The following is a 22,177-nucleotide window of genomic DNA, read 5'->3' on the forward strand; positions in this document are numbered from 1 at the left end:
TTACTACCCCTTTATTATGTAGTCTATTTGTTACAGCACTTGTGCTGCTTGTGAAGATAGTAAACGGTACCAATCATCAACAGTTGGACGTTCTGCTAAATCTGCAAAAGTGATTTCTTTCCCTTCGCGACGCCACTTCTCTACTAAACTCATAATTCTGACCGAATCGAGTCCTCTATTTAATAAATCTTCATCAACTTCAATACTCTCTACAGACTCACGAAGTAGTTGTGCAACTAGTTCATGAACTTCCTGTAAAGTGATTCCTTCACTCTCATAACCCTTTAAACTCTGTAAATCTTTTAATAGTAAGTTTGTTGATGTAGTTACTGCACATCTATTAGATGCATACTCCAATGCTTGTTTATGATGCTCTAGTGAAAAATCAGCAACTGCATCTGCTACAAAAAATGGCTCTATACCATCCATAAATGCTTCGCAAGCTGTTAAAAGGCAACCGATATGCGCATAAATACCACAAATAATAAGTTGATCTCTTCCCTGTTCATTTAAAATTTCTAATAGATTTGTCTTTTTAAATGCACTATATCTCCATTTTGTCAGGAATATATCATCTTCATCAGGAGTAAGTTCATCGACAATTTTCTTTTTGTCTGGTCCAGCAGGAATACCGTCACCCCAAAAGTCTTGTAATAATCCACGTTGTTCTAACGTTTGTCCACCAGGTTGTGCTGTATAAACAACTGGTATGCCAACTTCCTTACATCTTTCTCTTATCACCTTAATATTTGAAATTAGTTCTACTTTTGGCGATTCTTTATCGCTATATGCATCAAGAAAGTATTCTTGCATGTCATGGATTAGAAAAACCGCACGTTTCGGATCTGGCGTCCAATTCACTTTGTTTTTTGGTAGTTCTGATTCAATTGGCATTTTATATACTGAAATAGATGGGATAGCCATCTAATCACTTCCTTCCAAATTTTAATAGTTTTTTATCGTTTTACTGTAATAAGTTTTTCAGCAATGGCTTTACGTAATTCTTTTTTGCTTACTTTTCCAACACCTGTTTGCGGGAATGATTCAATAAATTCAATTCGATCTGGAATCTTATAAGCCGCTATACCACGTTCTCTTAAAAACGTTTTTAATTCACTTACAGTTGGAGCTTGTCCGCGAGCTATAACAAAAGCGCAAGTACGTTCTCCTAAATAATCGTCAGGCATAGACACAATTGCTACATCATGTACTGCATCATGTGCTAATAGATGATTTTCAACCTCTTCCGCAGCAACCTTCTCACCACCACGATTAATTTGATCTTTATCTCTTCCTTCTACAATGATGTAACCTTGTTCATTTACTTTTACAAGATCACCTGTGCGATAAAATCCATCCTTTGTAAATGATCGTGTATTATGCTCTTCTGCTTTATAATAACCACGAATTGTATATGGACCTCGTGTTAATAAACTACCTACTTCACCATGTTTTACATCGTTATCATTTTCATCAACAACCCTTACTTCATCAAATGTAGACATCGGTCTACCTTGTGTATGAATAATGATTTCTTCAGGATCATTTAATCTTGTGTAATTTACTAACCCTTCTGCCATACCAAACACTTGCTGTAACGTACATCCAAATGTAGGGTGTATACGCTTTGCAACTTCAGCACTAAACTTAGCACCACCTACTTGAATCACTTGCAGGCTCGATAAATCGTTATTGCGGGAAGATGCCGCATCAAGCCATATCATTGCTAACGGTGGAACGAGAGCAGTAATCGTAACTTTTTCTTTTTCTATAAGAGCAAATGCCTCATCTGGACTCCCTCCAGTTGCCAACACTACTTTTCCACCCGCATAGAACGTTCCAAATGTCCCTGGAGAACTCATCGGGTAATTGTGTGCTACTGGTAGAACTGCCATATAGACACTTTTTGCATTTAAATTACAAATTTCAGCGCTAACACGTAAACTATAAATATAGTCATCATGTGTTCTAGGAATTAATTTAGAAAGTCCTGTTGTCCCTCCTGATAATTGGAGAAACGCAACATCACTTGGCTGAACTTCTGGTAATGGAACGGGATCTATATAAAGATTACTTATGTTCACAAATTCTTCTTCTTCTCCCACTACAATTACATGTTGTAAAGTTGGCACTTTCACTTTTACTTCTCTTGCTAGTTTTCGATAATCAAAGCCGAGAGCCTTATCTGAAATAACGTAAGCGCTCGCCTCACCAAACTCACAAAAATAACTAATTTCACTGCTTCGATGTGAAGGTAGTGCAAAAACAGGAAGCGCTCCGATTCGAAATAGTGCAAAGCATATTTCGAAGAACTCTATAATATTAGGTAACTGGATTACAACTCGGTCCTCTTTCTTTATTCCTAAATTCAGTAAACCTGAAGCTAAGCGATCTACCTTTTTATCAAGTTCACTATACGTTATATGCGTATTACCGCTTACAACCGCAATTTGATCCCCATATTTTTCAGCACGTTCTCTTAAAAGTCCGCCAAATGTTTCACCAAGCCAACACCCTTCTTCTCGATAGCGATTGGCAAATTCTTTTGGCCATTCCGTATAACCTATTAACATTCTTTCTTCCCCCTATTTTTCATTCAGCGAATTATCTCTTAACCCTAAAGCCTTCAACATTGTTTGGAACTTAGCTGATGTTTCTGCTAGCTCATCTTCTGGTTTTGACTCAGCAACAACCCCAGCTCCTGCATATAAACGAAGTGTATTCTCTTGCACTTCAGCACAACGAATTGTAACAATCCATTCGCCATCTCCATTTAGATCGCTCCACCCTAACATTCCTGTAAAGAATTCACGGTCAAATGGCTCAATTTTTTGAATAGCCTCTCTTGCTTCTTCCATTGGAGTTCCGCAAACTGCTGGCGTAGGATGAAGAGCAATTGCTAATTCCAAAGAAGTAGTATTTGAATCCTTTAGTTCACCTTTCACTTCAGTAGACAAATGCCACATTGCTTCACTATGAATAACTGATGGTTTTTCCGGAACATGTAATGTATGACAATACGGACGAATCGCAGCAGCAACCGCTTCCACTACTACCGCATGTTCATGTAAATCTTTTGGAGAAGAAAGTAATTCCTCTGCTCTTCTCTTATCTTCCACTGGATCATCACTACGTGGTCTTGAACCAGCCAACGGATTAGAAATTACTTGCATACCATTACGTGAAACAAGCAATTCAGGGCTTGCTCCAATTAATGTCTTATTATTCTCGTTTTCATCTTTCGGTAAATTAACAGCAAATGTGTAGCCATGCTTATTATGTTCTGCTAATTCGCGAAGTAGTTTTTGTTTATCAATCTTCTCTGAAGATTTAACATCTAACGATCTAGATAGAACGATTTTCTTTAAATCTCCGTCCTGAATTTTTTCAATCCCTTGCTTCACACCATTCATATAAACTTCAGGAACTGGAACCGGTGTCATTTCGAATGTCAGTTTCTCATTTCGTTTTATTTCATTTGTTGTCTCCAACTGTAAACGCTCAGTAATTCTGCAATATTCCGGTACAATAAGTTGAACTTCTTTTCTACGATCAAAAGGCAAAGCACCAACAACGATAGGATTCGGATTTCCAGCTTGTTTTGCATTACTTAATACCGCTTGTACAAGTTCTGGAAAACTTTCAATTACATGATGTTTTACTGTAGTAAACTCTCCTTCTGTCAATATCGTACGAGTTGGTGAAGCGAAAAAGAACGAAGATTCAGTCTTAAAATCTTCTAATAATTTTTCTGGCAGTTCCTTTACGGCTGTAAGTTCATTCATAGTATTAAAACCTCCTGAATTTTTTATTAAACTCCTAATGTAGCTCCGCCATCGACACATAAATTGTGCATTGTAATATGACTCGCTTTATCAGAGGCTAAAAACAATACTGCTTCAGCAATTTCTGAAGGTTGTGCAATTTTTTGTAACGGTATACCGAGTCTATATGTATTTTGAGAACCAGCAATTATATTTTCAGCTCCATTCTCATCAGCCCATAATAATCTTTGCATTTCAGTTTCAGTAGAACCTGGAGAAACTAAGTTGCAGCGAATATTGTATGCTGCAAGCTCTAATCCTAAACATTTCATGAACATGGTCGTTGCAGCTTTTGATGCAGCATATGCAGCCATCTCCATTCTCGGAGTATTTGCCGCATTTGAACCAACTGTAACAATTGCCCCTGACTTTCTTTGCATCATATATTTACTTACTGCTCGGCACATATAGAAAACTCCTGTAGAATTTACAGAGAATGTTTTATTCCAATCTTCATCACTTAAAGAGTGAATCGCTCCCATACGTAAAACCCCTGCAACATTTACTAATATATCTATCGGTGCTATATCATTTTCAATACCCTTTACCATATCTTCAACAGCGACACTATCACTCACATCTAAACGAAACGTTTTCACACGTGTTTCATTTAATTCATTTTGATTTAAGAGTACGTTTAACCCCTCTTCAGTTTGATCAGCCGCAATAACTGTAGCTCCTCTTTCTAAAAACATGTTTGCTACAACACTACCTATACCTTGGGCTGCGCCAGTTACTAAAACCGTTTTCCCATCAAATTCCCCTATGTTCATTTCCTCTATCCTTTCATTTGAAAATTAATCTAATTAAACAATAATGATAATGATTATCATTATTGATGTAAAAAATAATACACTTACTAAACTAATTGGTCAAGTGTACTTTTCATCAAAATATTATTCATTGATAATGTTTTTCATTTAATATTCCTACACCGAAATGATAATCTTTCTCAATAAACTTGTCAACCTATTTTTATTTTTCAGATAAAATATTTTAATGATTCTCAACACAATTACATCTAAAAGCATTAATAAGTACTTACATTACACATTTAATTCATACTCCTCTTTTTGAACTTGTAGAAGACTAACTGTAGATACCTTCATTTACAAAGCCTTATCAAGAAACCAAGTATATATTTTCTCAATATTTTTCTGAAAACACCGAGAAAATATATCTTGCAATTACTGATGTATGTCTTGTTTGTAATTTAAGATTTAATACGTATTTCGAATATGATGTATCATTTTTTTGATATTCCAATATAATCCAAACGAATACTTTACTCCTTTTTTGCCTCTAGAAAATTCCACAGGTTGTAATTCAAAAAAAAGCACCCTATTTAATAGGGTGCTTTTTTTTAAACATAGTGTTAAAGAAGATTTATATATTTATGCTACGCTGCGATACTCTTCTTCTTTTTCTTTTTTCTGATTAGGTGCTTGAATTAAAAGTGCGATAATAAATGACACGACACATAATACGCCGATAACCATGAAAGTTGGTTTAAATCCACCTAGAATTGCACCGATAAAGGAACCTGCAAGTGCTCCAAATCCAAACCCTTGATACACAATTCCGTAGTTCTTACTATGGTTTTTCATGCCGAAGAAATCACCAACAATAGCTGGGAAAATAGTGATATTTCCACCAAAGCAAAACGCTACACTTGCTACACATACGAAGTAGATACCATAATTTAAATCTACGAAACTTAGAACTAAGACTGAAGCCGCCATAACAACAAAAGTACCAGTAACGATTTTTAAACGGCCGATTTTATCTGATAACGGTCCTAGAATAATACGACCTAATGTATTGAAGATTGCAACCATAGCCACCGCATTAGCTGCTGTTGCTGCGCTAAGCCCTACAAGTTGAACACCAATGTCTTTTACCATACCAATTAAGTATAAGCCACTCATACATGATGTAAATAACATAATAAATAATAAGTATACTTGTTTTGTACCTAACATTTCTTTCGTTGTATATTCCTGAGTTTTTGTTTCATGAACTGCTCCTTGATCTGCAGCTTGATGGATCAAACATGCGCCAATTACAATCATAGCTGTAACAATTAAACCCCAGTATATAAATGCTTGTGATACACCAACTGATTCAATCAACTGTGCGTTAATGTATTTAAAGATTAAGCTACCCGAACCATATGCAGAGACAGAAATACCAGCAATTAAACCTTTACGCTCTGGAAACCACTTTATTAAATTGGATAGTGAAGTGATGTACGCTGTACCATCTGCATAACCTACAACAACTCCTGCTAGTACATAAAGCAATATTAATGAGGAAGCTTGTGAACTAAGTACTAATCCTAGTCCCAATGCTAGTCCAGCTATCATAATAAGTTTACGAAGTCCCCATTTTTCTTGCAATTTACTCGCAAATAAAGTTGAAAATGCTAAGGAAAGACTAGTAATTGAGAAAGTTATAGCAACAGCGTTAAGACTCCAACCGTATTTACTAACTAAAGGCTGATTGAATAAACTCCATGTATATATCGTCCCAAGCCCCATTTGTACTATGACTGTGCCAAGGACAACAAGCCATGGATTAACAGTTGATTTTTTCATATCATTCCGCCTCCTCTTTCTATTTCAATGCTATTCGCTAAATATGCTTTTTTTATTTTCATTTTCGCCACCTCATTCGATTTAACAACTTCATTGTATAGGATGTTCCCGCTTATGTAAGCACTTACAAGACGGAGCGTCAAAAATATGGAATCAGTTACAGAAAACGAAGGGTGAAATACAAAAAATTACTTGTTAAATACGTAGCAGCTTTTATAATGTTTTACATCAATACGACTTATGTGTGTTTTCATATCCTCTTTTATAAAAAGTTATGCGCCCTGTTACACCATGGCTGGACTTCAAAATTTTGATTATCCTATACGAACAAATAAACACCATATTCTTTTTAACTCCTCAGCTTTGTAACATGTTGCGTCCGCATTCCTTGATACAAGTCATTTAATAGTCCTATAAACTGGCTTTTCGTTACAAGGCTTGTGCTCAAAAATCCCACTCTTTTGTACTTCCAATTTCCTACATAAAAATAGAAAATATACAATCTATTTACATAATGTTGCACTTTCAGTTTATTAAACAACAAATATTTTATTGATAAATAAAACTAAACATTCACTAATATATCTATACGTGGTTTAATATATATAATAAACAAACATTTCTGTCTTTTATAAGGAGGTACTATGAAAGCAAACGTAGGGGATACTATACTATTTCAACGAAGTAACTTAAAGATTACAGGATCTGTACTAAAACTATACACTGAATCGGTCTTAGTTGAAGTTACAGATGTGAGCGGTGGTACTTTTGAATTTGATCGAACAATAGTAAATCATAAAAACTATAAAATTTTAAATGCAAATAAATAAAACAATACAAAATAGCCCCTGCTTAACAGCGGAGGCTATTTTGTATAATAACACTTCATTAATTTATATATCCTAAAACACTAACAATCTTGCTTGCTTTTAAATTATTAATGTAATAATAAATTTCTAACCCTCTTCTCTCAGCTCTTAACACTTTACCTTTCATTTTTGATAAATGCTGCGAAACAGTCGATTGAGGAATATTTAATATTTCTGTTAATTGTGTTACATTACAAGTTTTGCGTGCACTTAATTCATTTACAATTTGTAATCGTATTGGATGCGCCATTATTTTTAAAATATCCACATCTTCTTCAGTTACTAAACTTTTTTTTATCTCGCTCGTATATGTTGTCATAAGACATTCCCCTTTTATTTGAATTCCTTTTTATTAAAATCTGCTTCTAAATAAAATATTACCTCTAATATACAATTAAGACCCTTATATAGAAATAATAGGATTTTGATTATTTAAAAACAGCAATACTATACAAATTCATCTATTTGGTACATATACATAATACAATTTCAATTTGTGCTCTATGTGAAGTTAGCATAAATTTATAATGAAGATTTTTCAAACAATTCACATCTAACTACATACTTCCTCATAATACTATCCAGTGGTTTTAACATATTTTAGGCGTTTGTATATACTATCTACAAAAGAAATGTTGTTTAGGGGGAATTTAAATGCCAACAATGTTACAAGAAGAAGTTGAAGAAGCGCGCGAAACATATGTCAGTCGTATCATATTGGTCGGCGGATCAGCTTTATTTCTAGTAGGTGGTGTTATATCAGCAATTTCGGCCTTTAAAACGTATAATCGCTTAGAAAATACACCGCCTTCTACAGATAACTCGTAGGTGAATTATGTAGTTTTGAATAAAAAACAAATGCCATCTCTATAACGAGGCGGCATTTGTTTTTTCGTAAGTTCTATACTGGAAAATTGCAAACAATACTTTGAGCATGAATTATAATTGAACTTATTTCACCACAAACCTCGTCTGACTACACCCATCCTTCTGCTTCGTTACCTCTAATACAGCTGGCATTGCGTTTTTCAGTTCTTGGACGTGTGAAATTACACCAATAAAGCGGCCTGATTTTTGTAAGTCAATTAGGGCATCAACCGCCTTCGTTAATGACTCTTCATCTAATGAGCCGAATCCTTCATCGATAAACATCGTTTCGATGGAAATACCACCTTCATATGCTTGAATTACGTCTGCCATTCCAAGTGCTAAGCAAAGTGATGCGTTAAATTTCTCACCGCCAGATAATGTTTTTACATCTCGTGTTTGACCTGTGTATGCGTCATATACATCTAATCCTAATCCACTTTGACGGTTTCTCTTTTCAACTCGTTCACTTCGTTTTAAATAAAACTGTCCATTTGATAATTTACGTAATCGTTCGTTCGCAATTTGAACAATTTGTTCTAGATACTCAATTAAGATGTAGCGTTCAAAGGATATACGACTATCGTTATCCCCTTTCATTACTTCATATAAATCAACAAGTTCTTGGAATGCTTTTTCTTCCTCATGAATTTGTTCATCAATTCGTTTAATGTTTTCATGTAAATCAGAAATATATGTTACCGCATTTTGCGCACGTTGACGTTTTTCTTTTATTATATCAAGATTAATTTGTAATTCTGTTATGTGTTCACTTAACGCCGTAATATCCATGTACTCTTTATCTTTTAATTCAGCATGTAACTCTTCAATTTGTTTTGCAAGCACTTCAAGAGATGAATAATAACTTTGAATTTCTTTTTGTAACATCTCCATCTCGATATCATTTAATTTAGCTTCTTTATACATGATTTGATCTGTAAATCCGCTCTGTTCAAGCTCTTTCATAAAGCGAGTAAACGTCTCTTCTTTCTTCAATTTTGTACTTTCAAATTGATTAGAAGCACTTTCCTGTTCTGCTTGAATACGTATATTTTCATTTTGCCAATGTTGATACGCTTCCTGCACTTTCTTCCATTCGTCTTCCATTAATCTGAGTTCATTCATAGCTTGGTCAAACTGAACTTTCCAAGCTTGTACTGTTTGTAAGCTTTCAGGAATACTTTTCTTATCATGTTCATATGACGTACGAAGCTGCATACACTCCATTTCTATACGGTGCTGCTCTATTTCTACCTCACGCTTTTGTTTCTGAAGTACATCTATTTTTTCTTCTACGCTTTTTATATTCACAGCTGTTTGCTTACGCGTTTCTTCGCTTGCTTTTAACGTATTCACTTCAGTTGCTAATTGTTTTCCCTTTTGAACAAGCGCACTGTATGTTTCAACTAATTCTTCCGAGCGATAGCCTCGCTTCTTAACCTCTTCTAGTACCTGTTCATATTGAAGATGATAGAAATTCCATTTCTCCTCTAATTGAACATGTAATTTTTCAGCAACATTTTTCTTAGCTCTTAAATCATTTAACTCTTTCTCATCGATCGCATCACTTTGCTCTGTAGCTTTTTTCGGATGGTTCGTACTACCACATACTGGACAAGATTCACCATCATGTAAATGAAGAGCTAATATACCAGCTTGTTCACTTAACCAGCGACGTTCCATATTTTCATATGCGTTAACTGCCAATTGCATCTTATTATATGCCGATTCTTTTTCTTGCTCGAATTTTTGTTTTTCTTGCGAAACATCATATGCTTGCTTTAAAACTTTTGCATCTTCTCGCATATTCGTTAGTTCTTCTACTTTAGCTACATATTGTTCAAGCGCTACTTCTAATTGCTGTAATTCATCAGACATTAGCTGTTTTTGATTTGTATGCTCCTCTAATTGTCGATCTAAGTTTTGCATACTTTCTTTTAATTTCTCTACTTGAATTTCTGTATTTTGTAAATTCAACTGTTTCTCAGCTAATGATGCAATGATCGGTTGTAACTCTTCTAATCTTTGAACGAGTTTTTTTGCATTTTCTCTCTCAGGTTCTTTATTCTTTACTGCTTCATATTTCTCCTGAGCAAGTTCAAAGTTATTCGTTATATTTTCTTTTTTGGCGATTATCTGTTTTAACAAACTTTCAGCCTTCTGCTCATTTTGCATTGCTTCTTCGTACCATTGTTCAAATGGTAATAAGCGCTTTGCTTGTTCCGCACGTTTAAAAGATTTTTCTTTCATTTCAATAACTGTACGGTTCTCTTGTAAAGTATTATATTTCTCATTCTTTTGTTGTAAATCTATAAATTTCTCATTTACAGATTTCGCTGCATGAAAACGTGTTTCAGCATCCTTTAATTGCTTCGTTTGAACTTCTTGTTCTACTTGTAATTGCTCAACCTCTGCCTTATACGCAGCTGTTTCTTGTTCTAATGCTTCTACTACTTGATGCGTATTTACATGTTCTTGTTCCACTAATGTCTCTAATAATGATCCATCGCGAATTGGTAATTTAAAAACATTACGGAAGTATAGCTCTCGCTCTTTCTGCTTTTCTTGTAAGACGTCTTTCCATTGTTTTCGTTTTTGATCAAGTAACTCACGCATTAGCTTATAACGATCTGTTTTAAAAATACGACGTAATATCTCTTCTTTATTTTCTGTTTCAGACGTTAATAGTTTTCGGAACTCTCCTTGCGGTAACATTACTATTTGGCTAAATTGATGTTTACTTAATCCAATTAAGTCTTCAATTTTATTATTTACATCCGTTACATGAAAACGATCGACACAAGGAACCTTTTCTTCATTAATTACTTCATATAATTCAACTGCATGTCCTGTAATTGTTTTATTTCCTTGTTTTTTATGACCCAGTTGTCGTTTTATTTCATATCTTTTCCCTTTTAATTGAAAGGTTAATTCCACACTTGTATAAATATTATCATCAGCAAATTGACTACGAAGCATGCTTGTATCACTACGCTCTTCTCCACTAGCTTCTCCATATAACACATAACAAATCGCATCAAAAATCGTTGTTTTTCCGGCCCCTGTATTACCAGAAATGGCGAAGATACGATGCTCTCCAAGATCATCAAAATCAATTACTTCTTTCTGTTTATAGGGCCCAAATGCTGTCATAATTAGCTGAATCGGTCTCATCCTCGTTCACCTTCCCGTTCTTGCACTGTTTGTAATACCTCTATAAATAGACGTTCTTTCTCTTCTGATAACTCTAACCCTTTCATTTCTTTATAAAAAGCTTTTAAAAGTGATAAATCATCCGTTTTATGTCTTGAAATAGTTACTTCATTTTCATCTGTGAACTCTCGTCTTTGAATAGATCTTTCAACATGCATTGCATTTGGGTATACAGAACGTATTTTTTCCATTGGCTGCAAGACTGGATTTTCGTCTAATAATTTCACAAATACATAATCCTCATTTACTGGATGATGCAATAAATCATCTATTTTTGTTTCTACTGTACGCATTTTACGACGTGGTGTAAGTAAACGTTTCTCAATTGTTGTTTCACCTTTTTCATCCAGTTCCACAATATAATATCCTTTTTTATGTTTTTCTTCAGAGATAGAATAGGCAAGTGGCGAACCTGAATAACGAATTGTCTCATTACGTACAAAATGCGCTTGATGTAAATGACCAAGCGCCGTGTAATGAAACTTATCAAAATAATGGCTATTTACATATTCAGCACCACCAATTGAAAGTGGTCGTTCCGCATCACTTGTATTTTCCTCAGCCTCTCCTGAAGAAGTTACAAATGCATGTCCTACAAATACATGTCTCACTTCTTTATCCATCGTTTCAGAAAGTTCATTCATAAAAATACGCATCGCATCATCATGAGAACGAATATCCTCATTTTTCAATATATGTCTAACAATACTTGGATCCGCATACGGAATGAGATGGAAATGAACCTCTCCGTATTCATCATTTAAAACAACAGGATTATATGGAAACTGGAATTGTCCAACAATATGTAATCCTTGTTTTTTCATTAAATTACTACCAAAATGTATACGGTCCGGACTATCGTGGTTTCCTGCAACTGCTATTACTGGTGTTTGTAAATCAATAACTATTTTTTGTAATACATCATTTAATAAGTCTACTGCTTCTGTAGGTGGAATTGCTCGGTCATATAAATCTCCTGCAATAATTACAGCATCCGGTTTTTCTTCTTTAACAGCTTGTACAAACTGATCTAACACAATTTTTTGATCTTCAGTCATATATACACCATGAACAAGCTTACCTAAATGCCAATCCGCTGTATGAAAAAACTTCATATTATCCTTCTCCTTTTAGTTTACTGATTGTAGTGAAACGAGCTGATAGTTTAGTGTAGTTTTTCCGTTCTCCCATTCTAACTTTTGGACAATTGCACTACCGATTCTTTCTTCGTTTGATTTATATAAAGGCAATATTTCTTGAACAGTAAATAGATGATAACCATCTAAATTTAATTGGAATAAATTATCTTCTATATGTAATCTTACTTCTTTTTCATTTGAAATAATTTTTGTGTGCATCTCAAATTTCATGTTAGATACAACCCCTTTTTTTCTAATCTCTACATTTTAATAGTATAGTGGTCATGCAAGATTGACAAGTAAATACACCGCGATGTACATACTTTTTTAATTATAAATATTTTATGTTTTTTCACATAAAATACGGTATGTGAAATTTTCAATCTACAAAAATAAAAATGCCATTCAGGCATCCTTATTTTTGTAAGTACTCTTTCATAACGTAGTACAATACAGTTATTAAGACAATCGCTACAAAAAACGCGAATACGGCCACTACATACCCATCTTTATTTAGTAAAAAACATATGGAAATAGATATTATAAAAATCGGAAACACGAGACGCACCTTATCCTTCACTTCTTCTGTCGTATCTGTATGATGAAAATACTGTGTAATTCCTACCATAAGAGATGACAAAATAATTACCGACAATAGTAATGGTCCTGGCATTCCGATCTCTCCTTTCTCTATTTCTAATTATATACAAACCCAACGGTCTTTAAAAGTTAGATAATTCAGCTTTTTAATCTTTTCTACATCCACTCTTTAATAGATTGTTACGCCACGCATAATAACTAAATATAAGTTATACATATAATAGCGCCTTCAACACTATAATTCCAAATAATTGTGCTTACAGTAATGTTGTAATATTCCTCTTCATTCTTCAGAATCCTGCAAATATAACTCGTCAAAATATGCGGAGTACATATTAATCCTTATAGCGCCAATATTAGACAAATTTATAAAGGACATTTCATCATGTATCAAGAAATAAGAATAGGAAGATATGTAAGGGAGGATTTATAATGACTGAACACGTTTTATTTTCTGTTAGCGAAAACGGCGTTGCATCTATTACTTTAAACCGTCCAAAAGCACTTAATTCTTTATCCTATGACATGTTAAAACCAATTGGGCAAAAACTTAAAGAATGGGAACAAGATGATCAAATTACAGTAATCGTTTTAAAAGGAGCTGGAACGAAAGGTTTTTGTGCAGGTGGCGACATTAAAACGCTATACGAAGCACGTTCAAATGAGATTGCATTACAGCATGCAGAACAATTTTTTGAAGAAGAATATGAAATTGATACATTTATTTATCAATATAAAAAGCCAATTATCGCCTGTTTAGATGGAATCGTAATGGGCGGTGGTGTTGGTCTGACAAATGGGGCTAAATATCGAATCGTAACAGAGCGTACGAAGTGGGCAATGCCTGAAATGAACATCGGTTTCTTCCCAGATGTCGGTGCTGCTTATTTCTTAAATAAAGCTCCTGGATCTACTGGCAGATATGTTGCTTTAACAGCATCCATTTTAAAAGCTCCTGATGTATTATATATAAACGCTGCTGATTATTTTATGACATCAGATTCATTACCAAATTTCCTTACCGCACTTGAAAATGTAAATTGGAATAAAGAAGATGTACATACTCATTTAAAAGAAGTTATTCGTACATTTGCAACTGCTCCAAACTTAGATGGCAATCTTTCTTCTTCATTAGAAGAAATTAATTCGCATTTTGCATTCGATACAATTGAAGGAATCATTCAATCGTTAGAGAAAGATCCAAGTTCCTTTGCCCAAGCAACGAAAGAAAAGCTATTATCAAAATCCCCTGTTTCATTAAAAGTAACATTAAAACAGTTTATCGATGGCCAAGAAAAGTCAGTTGAAGAATGTTTCGCGACAGACCTTATACTCGCTAAAAACTTCATGCGACATGAAGATTTCTTTGAAGGAGTACGCTCCATTGTAGTTGATAAAGATCAAAATCCAAATTATAAATATAAACAATTAAGTGATGTTTCAGAAGAAGATGTAAATCGTTTCTTTAACTTACTTAACGCCTAAACAACGAGACCATATATTGTAGCTTACTCTCAGCTACTCTATATGGCCTCTTCTTTTCAGTTAAATAATTTTAAATATAATTTAATTTTATTTAACTACAATGTATGTTAAACTATCGTTAATAGAATTTTCTAAAAACATAAAGGAAGGCGGATAACATTATGGGAAATTATTTTTTGTTTATTATTATGTCTATATGTCTTATTATTCTACCCGGTCCTGATACAGCAATGGCTACGAAAAACACATTGGTTGCTGGAAAAATCGGCGGCGTAAAAACAGTTTTTGGTACTTGTGTTGCGCTTTTAATCCACACTTTAGCTGCTGTAATTGGTCTTTCGGCACTTATTGTAAAGTCTGCTCTTTTATTTTCTATTTTTAAATATGTTGGTGCTATATATTTAGTCTATATTGGTATTAAAGCCCTTTTAGCAGTAAGAAGCACAGGAGACTTAACTACAAATGAAGTTCCAATAAATAATGAAAATAAACATACTTCCTGCTTTCGCCAAGGGTTTCTTACAAATTTACTAAACCCTAAGGTTGCAGTTTTCTTTTTAACTTTTTTACCACAGTTTTTAAACCCAAATCATAATACATTTATACAACTTCTCGTTATGGGACTTACTTATCTCATTTTAACAGTCATTTGGTTTGCTTTTTATATATTTTTAATTGATAAAATTAGTGCTTTTATGAAAAAACCGAAGACACAGCGTTATATTCAAGGGGTTACAGGACTCGTCTTAATTGGATTTGGTATTAAATTAGCCTTTGAAAGAAATAATTAATACACAATAAAAAACCACTCTTTAGAGTGGTTTTTACATGTAACAACTTACATACTATTTCTTAAAACCAACGCTCAGTTACGACTTTTTTGCGTGTATAAAATTGAACGCCATCCGTACCATTTGTACCAAGATCTCCAAAGAATGAAGCTTTGTTTCCTGCAAATGCGAAGAATGCCATTGGTGCTGGAACATTAACATTCACACCAATCATACCAGCATCAATATTGTCTCGGAATGTTTGTGCATGTTTTCCATTTGATGTATAAATAACAGCACCATTCGCAAATTTCGATTGATTTGTCAGCTTAATACCTTCTTCTAAATCTTTTACTCTTACAATACTTAATACTGGAGCGAAAATTTCATCTTGCCAAATTTTCATTTCTTGATTTACACCATCAAAAATCGTTGCACCAACAAAGTAACCTTCCCCAACTTCTTCATTGATTTTACGGCCATCGACTAGTAAAGTTGCTCCATCTGCTACACCACTATTAATATAGCCTAAAACACGTTCTTTATGAGATTCACGGATTAATGGTCCAACATAATTATCTTCGTTGAAACCGTCACCTACTTTTAACTTCTTCGTTTCTGATACTAATACATCAATGAATTCATCAGCAATTTCATCAACTACTGCTACTACTGAACATGCCATGCAGCGCTCTCCACTACTTGCGAACGCAGACCCAATTACACCTTGTACCGTTTTTTCAAGGTTGCAATCTGGCATAACAACCGCATGGTTTTTCGCACCTGCTAACGCTTGTACACGTTTTCCATGTTTCGTACCTGTTTCATATACGTAACGAGCTACCGGCTCAGATCCAACGAATGAAACAGCTTGAATATCTTTATTTTCTAAAATGCTATTTACAACATCTTTTCCGCCTTGTACTAAATTTAATACACCTTTTGGGAAACCAGCTTCATAGAATAACTCTACAAGTCGCTCTGCTAAAAGTGGCGTTCTTTCAGATGTTTTTAATACGAATGTATTACCGCAAGCAATTGCAAGTGGGAACATCCATAATGGAATCATCATTGGGAAGTTAAACGGCGTAATACCAGCAACTACACCGATTGGATAGCGCCAAATCGACCCATCAATTCCGCTAGCAATATTCGGAAGAGCTTGTCCCATCATTAAATTTGGTGCTGATGTTGCAAGTTCTACTGCTTCAATACCACGCTGCACTTCACCAGTTGCATCTGTTAGTGTTTTACCGTTTTCTAGCGTAATGATTTTTGCAAGCTCTTCTTTGTTTTCTTGTAAAAGCTGTAAATATTTATACAATTGTCTTGAACGATTCGGAACTGGTACTTTAGACCATGTTTCATATGCTGCTTTTGCCGCTTCAACAGCTTTTTCAACATCTTCTTTCGGAGATAGCGGAACGTAAGCGATAATTTTTCCAGTCGCTGGATTTGGAACTGCTTCTACTTCTGTACCAGTAGACTCTACCCACTCACCATTAATATGATTTTTCACTCGTTTAATTTCAGTTGTAATCATTATATTCTCTCCTTTTTTATGATGTATATAAGTCTATTATTTTTGATTAGAAATTAATTGTTCGCTAACTTTCTTATATAAAGCAGCCATATCGTTTTCACCATATCCTGCCTCACTCGCTTCTTCATATACGTTCAATAGCATTTCGCTTACTGGTAAGTGAAGTTCGCTTTCTTTAGCTAAATCTACTGCAAATCCCAAATCTTTCTTTAATAAATTCACAGTAAAGCCTGGCTCGTAGTTTTCGGATGCAATGAAACTTTTATAATTGCGCTCATAAATTCTACTTTGACCGTAACTTACATTTAAAATATCAAACATTTTATCTAAATCCATATTGTTCTTTTTCGCTAACGTTAAAGCTTCACTCACACCAGCTGTATAAAAACCAATTAATAGATTGTTAATTAATTTAACAGTCGTACCGCTATCAATTTGTTCACTAACGTGGAAAATATTCGCTCCTAACACTTCCATGATAGATTCAGTTTTATCATATACGTCTTTTGATCCACCAACCATAAACGTTAATGTGCGATTTTCTGCTCCAATTACACCACCGCTAACAGGCGCTGCTAAAAAGTCTACTTTCTTTTCCTTCGCCGACTCCTCTAACAGTTTGTTTAACTGTGGAGATACAGTACTTGTATCAATTAATACAACATTCGAGTGGCTATTTTCAAATAATCCTTCTTCCCCAAAATATACTGCTTCAACAGCACGAGGTGAAGGTAAACTTGTAAAAATCACATCACATGTCTCTGCTAGTTTTGAGATTGATAAGCCAATAATTCCTCCTTCTTTTTCAAAGGAAGCTTCAGCCTCTTTGTTTAAGTCCACTCCATATACTGTGTAACTTGATTTAACTAAATTTTTAGACATTGGAAGACCCATGTTACCTAAGCCGATAAAACCAATCTTTTTCATATCGCTTTCCTCCTATTTACACAATATATTTCCCACGATTTATAATAGCTTTCGCAATTTCTCTCTTTTTCGTAAATACGTTCGTGTATAAAGGCACTAATAATTGACGGATTTCAGCTAAAATTACGTGTCTATCTTGTTCTTCTGTGACAGCCGCTGAAAGTATTGAAATCGCCGATTCTTCTACTTTACGATAGCCTTCTTCACAAATAACATCCGTTATCATTTGTTTCGTACGCTCTTTTTCTTCACCATTTTTACTAATTGCTTTACTCGTACGTAAAAATGCTGATTCCATGACGTACACGTCCGTCAACATATTTGATAATACACGTGAATATTCTTGCTCTTGATCAATTTTTAACCCTGGAGTTTTAGAGAGCGTTTTCAAAGATTGTTTCAACAATTTTTTCGCTAATAAAATGTAACGATGGTTTCTTTCTACATTTGCCACATCAATTTCTACTTCAGCATCTTCTATTTGCTCGATTTGCTTCATTAACATTTTTGCAACTGTTAATCTATTAATTTCATTCGTTCCTTCAAAAATACGACTAATCCTAGCATCACGATATAATCGTTCTACTTCGTATTCTTGCATATAACCGTAACCACCATGAATTTGTACAGCTTCATCTACGATATAAGCAAGTGTTTCAGAAGCGTTTACTTTATTCAGTGCACATTCAATTGCAAATTGGGACATTTTTTTCATAAGATCTTCATCACTCTCATGAATTGCTTCATCAATTACACCTGCAGTACGGTAAGCTGCACTTTCTGCTCCATATGTAGCAATGATCATATTTGCAATTTTCTCTTGAATCATCGGAAAATCTACTAATTCCGTTTGGAACTGTTTTCGCTCTTTTCCATATTGAACCGACAAACCGATTGCTTGTTTTGCTGTTCCAATATTTCCAAAAGCAAGTTTTAGTCTAGCGAAGTTAAGAATATTAAGAGCTACGTGGTGCCCTTTCCCAACTTCCCCTAAAACATTTTCAGCAGGAATAACAACATCTTCTAAAATAAGCGTCGCTGTTGAAGAACCTTTTATCCCCATCTTCTTTTCTTCTAATCCTATTGATACACCTTTACATGTTCTTTCGACAATAAACGCTGTCATTCCTTTATTTGTCTTCGCAAAAACAACGTATACATCTGCCATATGAGCATTTGTAATCCACTGCTTCTCACCATTCAACTTCCAAGCAGTACCATCTTCATTCAATACTGCGCTCGTTTTTGCACTTAATGCATCAGAACCAGCATTGGGCTCAGTTAAAGCATAAGCCCCAATCCATTCTCCAGACGCAATTTTCGGCAAATATTTTTCTTTTTGTTCTTTCGTTCCGTAATATATGTAAGGCAATGTACCTACACCAGCGTGTATATTAAATGAAACGCTAAATGCACCAGCGTAACCCATTTTCTCTGCTACAAGACCTGAGACAGCCTTTCCTAACTCAAACCCGCCATAATCTTCTGGTACCTCAATGCCCAATAATCCAAGTTCCCCAGCTTTCTCAAATAATTGACGAGAAACGTTATAGTTATGTTGTTCAATGTTCTCAATTTGTGGAACAATTTCTTGTTTTACAAATTGTTCTGTCGTTTTTGCAATTAAATCTTCATCTCCTGAAAAATCTTCTGGTGTAAAGAAAGTATTGTTCACATCTTTATTGAGTGAAAAAAATTCATCCCAAGGTAACTTCGTTTTCTCCATCTGAATCCCCCTATCATTTCGGCCTTCATTGCTCTTTGCATATGCTCGTCTACGATGAGTGGAATATCTTATTATTGAAAACAGAAGGCGATGATTTTTCACATCAAGCAGTTCGTTTTGCCAAAGATGTATTCTCATCGCCTAAGTCCTTCTACCTATTGATCTTCAGATAATACTGTTTTTGCAATTCCAGTATCTAATTTTTCAAAGTCATGATATGAAATTGTTTCATATAGCTCGCTTCTCGTTTGCATATTAGAAAGTGCATCTTTTTGAGAACCAGTCTCTTTAATTAGCGTGAATACATTCTCATATGCTTTTGCAGCAACTCGAAGCGACGTTACTGGATAAATCACCATGTGGAAGCCCATATTCGCAAATTCCTCAGCACTATAATATGGTGTTTTCCCGAACTCAGTCATATTTGCTAGTAGAGGTGCATTCACTTTGCTAGTAAATAAACGGAATTCTTCTTCCGATTGAAGCGCTTCTGGGAAAATTGCGTCTGCACCTGCTTTAACATATGCGTTCGCTCTTTCAATCGCTGCATCTAATCCTTCCACGCCGCGAGCATCTGTGCGTGCTACAATATATAAACTTGGCGCAACTTCTTTAATCGCTTTAATTTTTTGAACTAATTCTTCTGTAGTAACAAGTTTCTTACCATTTAAATGTCCACATTTCTTTGGTAATTGTTGATCTTCAATTTGAACAGCCGCTACTTTTGCTTCTACCATTTCTACAGCTGTTCTCGCTACGTTTAGTACTCCACCAAATCCTGTATCAATATCAACAAGAACTGGTAAATCTGTAGCTCTAACTAGATCTCTTGCTCTCTCTGCTACTTCAGTAGACGTCACGATACCTAAATCTGGTAGCCCTTTACTTGCAGTGTAAGCAGCTCCCGATAAATAAAGAGCTGAAAAACCTGTATTTTTCGCAACAAGAGCCGCCATTGCATCATGAGCACCTGGAATTTGCAAAATTTCATTTGCTTCTACTAAAGCTCGGAAGCGATTCGCAAGCTCCTCTTGTGTTGACTGTTTATTCACAACCCAAGCCATTATAAATTCCCCCTATTATTAAATTAAGAATAGATCTACAAATTCGTTTACATTCATATTTTCTAGTTTTTCTTCATTTAAACAAATTTCATGAATTTGTTCTTGTTGCTTACTAGAATAATGACCTGCCATATTTGCAGTGAATTTTTGAACAACTTTTGGAATTGCTTCGTCTCTACGGAAACGGTGACCAAGTGGATATTCACATTCCACATTTTCTGTTACAGTACCATCTTTAAAGTGAACTTGAACAGCGCTGGCGATTGAGCGCTTGTTCGGGTCAAGGTAATCTAAACTGTACTGTTTGTTTTCAACAACAACCATCTTATTACGTAATTCATCTACACGTGGATCATTTGCTACTACATCTTCATAATCGTCCGCAACGATATCTCCTTTTAATAAACCAATTGCCGTAATGTATTGTAAACAATGATCACGATCAGCTGGGTTATTTAATGGACCTTCTTTATCGATAATACGAATTGCTGACTCATGAGTTGTAATTGTAATACGATCAATTTCATCTAATCTTTCTTTAATTTCCGGATGTAATTTCACCGCACATTCTGCAGCTGTTTGTGCATGGAATTCTGCTGGATATGATACTTTAAATAATACATTTTCCATTACATAAGACTCTAGTGGTCTAGCTAATTTTAATTCTTGCTTGTTAAATAATACATCTTGGAATCCCCATCCTGGCGCAGATAATGCTGTTGGATAACCCATTTCACCTTTTAGAGCAGTCATTGCAAGATGAACACCGCGACTCGTCGCATCACCAGCTGCCCATGATTTACGTGAGCCAGTATTTGGAGCATGACGATATGTACGAAGACTAGAATTATCAATCCACGCATGTGATAATGCATTAAAGATTTCTTCACGTGTTCCGCCAAGCATTTTCGCAACTACAGCAGTTGTTGCTACTTTTACATATAATACATGGTCAAGACCAACACGGTTTAAGCTGTTTTCTAAAGCAAGTACACCTTGAATTTCATGTGCTTTAATCATCATTTCTAGTACTTCACGTACTTTTAATGGTTCTTTTCCTTCTGCAATACGAACGCGGCTAATATAATCTGCTACTGCTAAAATTCCGCCTAAGTTATCAGATGGATGTCCCCATTCTGCTGCAAGCCAAGTATCGTTATAGTCTAACCAACGGATCATACATCCGATATTAAATGCACCTTTTACTGGATCTAGCACATAAGATGTTCCTGGTACACGTGTACCGTTTGGTACGATCGTTCCTGGTACAACTGGTCCTAGTAATTTCGTACACTCTGGATATTGTAATGCTAAAATACCGCAGCCAAGCGTATCAAGTAATACGTAGCGAGCCGTACTGAATGCTTCTGTACTTGTAACCTCTTTATTTAATACATAATCCGTAATTTCTTCTAATAATGCATCTTTTTGTTTAATTTCATTTGTTTTAATCATGCTAATCTTCCCTTTCTGTCGAAAATTCGTTATTATTAATGATGGGTGTCGGTCAAACACCCATCTGGCGGGCGGCGCTAACAACTCCCCAGTTGTTT

The 22,177-nt window shown here is 34.9% G+C and carries 19 protein-coding genes; 4 read left to right on the plus strand and 15 right to left on the minus strand.

Annotated features, from left to right (window positions below):
• Positions 1-30: 30 nt before the first annotated feature.
• From SJY24_RS18455 to SJY24_RS18475, 5 genes are all read right to left on the minus strand, one after another.
• Positions 31-924 carry an isochorismatase family protein gene (locus tag SJY24_RS18455; protein ID WP_377865752.1) on the minus strand — a complete coding sequence of 298 codons (894 nt, stop codon included), beginning with the start codon at positions 922-924 and terminating at the stop codon, positions 31-33.
• 32 nt (positions 925-956) lie between these two features.
• Positions 957-2,573, minus strand: coding sequence for a (2,3-dihydroxybenzoyl)adenylate synthase (locus SJY24_RS18460; RefSeq protein ID WP_377865753.1), 1,617 nt, complete (start codon positions 2,571-2,573; stop codon positions 957-959).
• 12 nt (positions 2,574-2,585) lie between these two features.
• Complete coding sequence (gene dhbC, locus SJY24_RS18465; RefSeq protein WP_377865754.1) at positions 2,586-3,785, minus strand: isochorismate synthase DhbC; 1,200 nt, start codon at positions 3,783-3,785, stop codon at positions 2,586-2,588.
• 26 nt (positions 3,786-3,811) lie between these two features.
• Positions 3,812-4,597: a 2,3-dihydro-2,3-dihydroxybenzoate dehydrogenase gene (gene dhbA, locus SJY24_RS18470; protein WP_377865755.1), complete on the minus strand. Its 786-nt coding sequence runs from the start codon at positions 4,595-4,597 to the stop codon at positions 3,812-3,814.
• 621 nt (positions 4,598-5,218) lie between these two features.
• On the minus strand, positions 5,219-6,421 hold the full coding sequence (locus SJY24_RS18475; RefSeq protein WP_377865756.1) for an L-lactate MFS transporter: 1,203 nt from the start codon (positions 6,419-6,421) through the stop codon (positions 5,219-5,221).
• 644 nt (positions 6,422-7,065) lie between these two features.
• On the opposite strand from SJY24_RS18475, the gene SJY24_RS18480 reads away from it, so the two are divergent.
• On the plus strand, positions 7,066-7,251 hold the full coding sequence (locus tag SJY24_RS18480) for a YkvS family protein (RefSeq protein ID WP_000646796.1): 186 nt from the start codon (positions 7,066-7,068) through the stop codon (positions 7,249-7,251).
• Between the two features lie 58 nt (positions 7,252-7,309).
• On the opposite strand, the gene SJY24_RS18485 is transcribed toward SJY24_RS18480, so the two are convergent.
• Complete coding sequence (locus SJY24_RS18485) at positions 7,310-7,609, minus strand: ArsR/SmtB family transcription factor (RefSeq protein ID WP_097832019.1); 300 nt, start codon at positions 7,607-7,609, stop codon at positions 7,310-7,312.
• Between the two features lie 335 nt (positions 7,610-7,944).
• Here SJY24_RS18485 and SJY24_RS18490 point away from each other — a divergent pair, with 335 nt between their 5' ends.
• Positions 7,945-8,118, plus strand: a complete 174-nt coding sequence (locus SJY24_RS18490) for a hypothetical protein (RefSeq protein WP_001142748.1) — start codon at positions 7,945-7,947, stop codon at positions 8,116-8,118.
• 123 nt (positions 8,119-8,241) lie between these two features.
• On the opposite strand, the gene SJY24_RS18495 is transcribed toward SJY24_RS18490, so the two are convergent.
• The 4 genes from SJY24_RS18495 to SJY24_RS18510 form a co-directional block, all read right to left on the minus strand.
• On the minus strand, positions 8,242-11,331 hold the full coding sequence (locus SJY24_RS18495; protein ID WP_377865757.1) for an AAA family ATPase: 3,090 nt from the start codon (positions 11,329-11,331) through the stop codon (positions 8,242-8,244).
• Positions 11,328-12,485 carry an exonuclease SbcCD subunit D gene (locus tag SJY24_RS18500; protein ID WP_377865758.1) on the minus strand — a complete coding sequence of 386 codons (1,158 nt, stop codon included), beginning with the start codon at positions 12,483-12,485 and terminating at the stop codon, positions 11,328-11,330. The genes SJY24_RS18495 and SJY24_RS18500 overlap by 4 nt, the downstream gene beginning before the upstream one ends.
• 15 nt (positions 12,486-12,500) lie before the next feature.
• Entirely contained in the window at positions 12,501-12,740 is a 240-nt protein-coding gene (locus SJY24_RS18505; RefSeq protein WP_000667340.1) for a DUF2584 family protein, read from the minus strand.
• A gap of 184 nt (positions 12,741-12,924) precedes the next feature.
• A complete protein-coding gene (locus SJY24_RS18510; protein ID WP_001119412.1) occupies positions 12,925-13,182 on the minus strand; it encodes a hypothetical protein in 258 nt (85 codons plus the stop codon).
• Between the two features lie 359 nt (positions 13,183-13,541).
• On the opposite strand from SJY24_RS18510, the gene SJY24_RS18515 reads away from it, so the two are divergent.
• A complete protein-coding gene (locus SJY24_RS18515) occupies positions 13,542-14,594 on the plus strand; it encodes an enoyl-CoA hydratase/isomerase family protein (protein ID WP_377865759.1) in 1,053 nt (350 codons plus the stop codon).
• 158 nt (positions 14,595-14,752) lie between these two features.
• Positions 14,753-15,385, plus strand: a complete 633-nt coding sequence (locus SJY24_RS18520; RefSeq protein ID WP_377867275.1) for a LysE family translocator — start codon at positions 14,753-14,755, stop codon at positions 15,383-15,385.
• Positions 15,386-15,446: 61 nt separating this feature from the next.
• Here the strand turns inward: SJY24_RS18520 and SJY24_RS18525 are convergent, their stop codons facing one another.
• From SJY24_RS18525 to prpD, 5 genes are all read right to left on the minus strand, one after another.
• The gene (locus SJY24_RS18525; protein ID WP_377865760.1) at positions 15,447-16,907 is read right to left on the minus strand and encodes a CoA-acylating methylmalonate-semialdehyde dehydrogenase; all 1,461 of its coding nucleotides are present in this window, start codon (positions 16,905-16,907) and stop codon (positions 15,447-15,449) included.
• A 36-nt stretch (positions 16,908-16,943) separates the two neighbouring features.
• Positions 16,944-17,834 (minus strand): NAD(P)-dependent oxidoreductase, encoded by an 891-nt coding sequence (locus SJY24_RS18530; RefSeq protein WP_377865761.1) that lies wholly within the window; start codon positions 17,832-17,834, stop codon positions 16,944-16,946.
• 16 nt (positions 17,835-17,850) lie between these two features.
• Entirely contained in the window at positions 17,851-19,560 is a 1,710-nt protein-coding gene (locus tag SJY24_RS18535) for an acyl-CoA dehydrogenase family protein (protein ID WP_377865763.1), read from the minus strand.
• Positions 19,561-19,715: 155 nt separating this feature from the next.
• Positions 19,716-20,624 (minus strand): methylisocitrate lyase, encoded by a 909-nt coding sequence (gene prpB, locus SJY24_RS18540; protein WP_377865765.1) that lies wholly within the window; start codon positions 20,622-20,624, stop codon positions 19,716-19,718.
• An 18-nt stretch (positions 20,625-20,642) separates the two neighbouring features.
• Positions 20,643-22,079, minus strand: coding sequence for a 2-methylcitrate dehydratase (prpD, locus tag SJY24_RS18545; RefSeq protein ID WP_377865766.1), 1,437 nt, complete (start codon positions 22,077-22,079; stop codon positions 20,643-20,645).
• Positions 22,080-22,177: the final 98 nt, after the last annotated feature.

The sequence above is a fragment of the Bacillus sp. R86525 genome, assembly GCF_042466195.1.
GTDB lineage: Bacteria > Bacillota > Bacilli > Bacillales > Bacillaceae_G > Bacillus_A > Bacillus_A nitratireducens.

Excerpts from the sequence above, each read along its gene's own strand:
- SJY24_RS18530 (WP_377865761.1), bottom strand. The coding sequence starts at position 17,834 with ATGAAAAAGATTGGTTTTATCGGCTTAGGTAACATGGGTCTTCCAATG.
- SJY24_RS18485 (WP_097832019.1), bottom strand. The coding sequence starts at position 7,609 with ATGACAACATATACGAGCGAGATAAAAAAAAGTTTAGTAACTGAAGAA.
- SJY24_RS18510 (WP_001119412.1), bottom strand. The coding sequence starts at position 13,182 with ATGCCAGGACCATTACTATTGTCGGTAATTATTTTGTCATCTCTTATG.
- SJY24_RS18535 (WP_377865763.1), bottom strand. The coding sequence starts at position 19,560 with ATGGAGAAAACGAAGTTACCTTGGGATGAATTTTTTTCACTCAATAAA.
- SJY24_RS18515 (WP_377865759.1), top strand. The coding sequence starts at position 13,542 with ATGACTGAACACGTTTTATTTTCTGTTAGCGAAAACGGCGTTGCATCT.
- SJY24_RS18455 (WP_377865752.1), bottom strand. The coding sequence starts at position 924 with ATGGCTATCCCATCTATTTCAGTATATAAAATGCCAATTGAATCAGAA.
- prpD (WP_377865766.1), bottom strand. The coding sequence starts at position 22,079 with ATGATTAAAACAAATGAAATTAAACAAAAAGATGCATTATTAGAAGAA.
- SJY24_RS18525 (WP_377865760.1), bottom strand. The coding sequence starts at position 16,907 with ATGATTACAACTGAAATTAAACGAGTGAAAAATCATATTAATGGTGAG.
- SJY24_RS18475 (WP_377865756.1), bottom strand. The coding sequence starts at position 6,421 with ATGAAAAAATCAACTGTTAATCCATGGCTTGTTGTCCTTGGCACAGTC.
- SJY24_RS18480 (WP_000646796.1), top strand. The coding sequence starts at position 7,066 with ATGAAAGCAAACGTAGGGGATACTATACTATTTCAACGAAGTAACTTA.
- prpB (WP_377865765.1), bottom strand. The coding sequence starts at position 20,624 with ATGGCTTGGGTTGTGAATAAACAGTCAACACAAGAGGAGCTTGCGAAT.
- SJY24_RS18490 (WP_001142748.1), top strand. The coding sequence starts at position 7,945 with ATGCCAACAATGTTACAAGAAGAAGTTGAAGAAGCGCGCGAAACATAT.
- dhbA (WP_377865755.1), bottom strand. The coding sequence starts at position 4,597 with ATGAACATAGGGGAATTTGATGGGAAAACGGTTTTAGTAACTGGCGCA.
- dhbC (WP_377865754.1), bottom strand. The coding sequence starts at position 3,785 with ATGAATGAACTTACAGCCGTAAAGGAACTGCCAGAAAAATTATTAGAA.
- SJY24_RS18460 (WP_377865753.1), bottom strand. The coding sequence starts at position 2,573 with ATGTTAATAGGTTATACGGAATGGCCAAAAGAATTTGCCAATCGCTAT.
- SJY24_RS18495 (WP_377865757.1), bottom strand. The coding sequence starts at position 11,331 with ATGAGACCGATTCAGCTAATTATGACAGCATTTGGGCCCTATAAACAG.
- SJY24_RS18505 (WP_000667340.1), bottom strand. The coding sequence starts at position 12,740 with ATGAAATTTGAGATGCACACAAAAATTATTTCAAATGAAAAAGAAGTA.
- SJY24_RS18500 (WP_377865758.1), bottom strand. The coding sequence starts at position 12,485 with ATGAAGTTTTTTCATACAGCGGATTGGCATTTAGGTAAGCTTGTTCAT.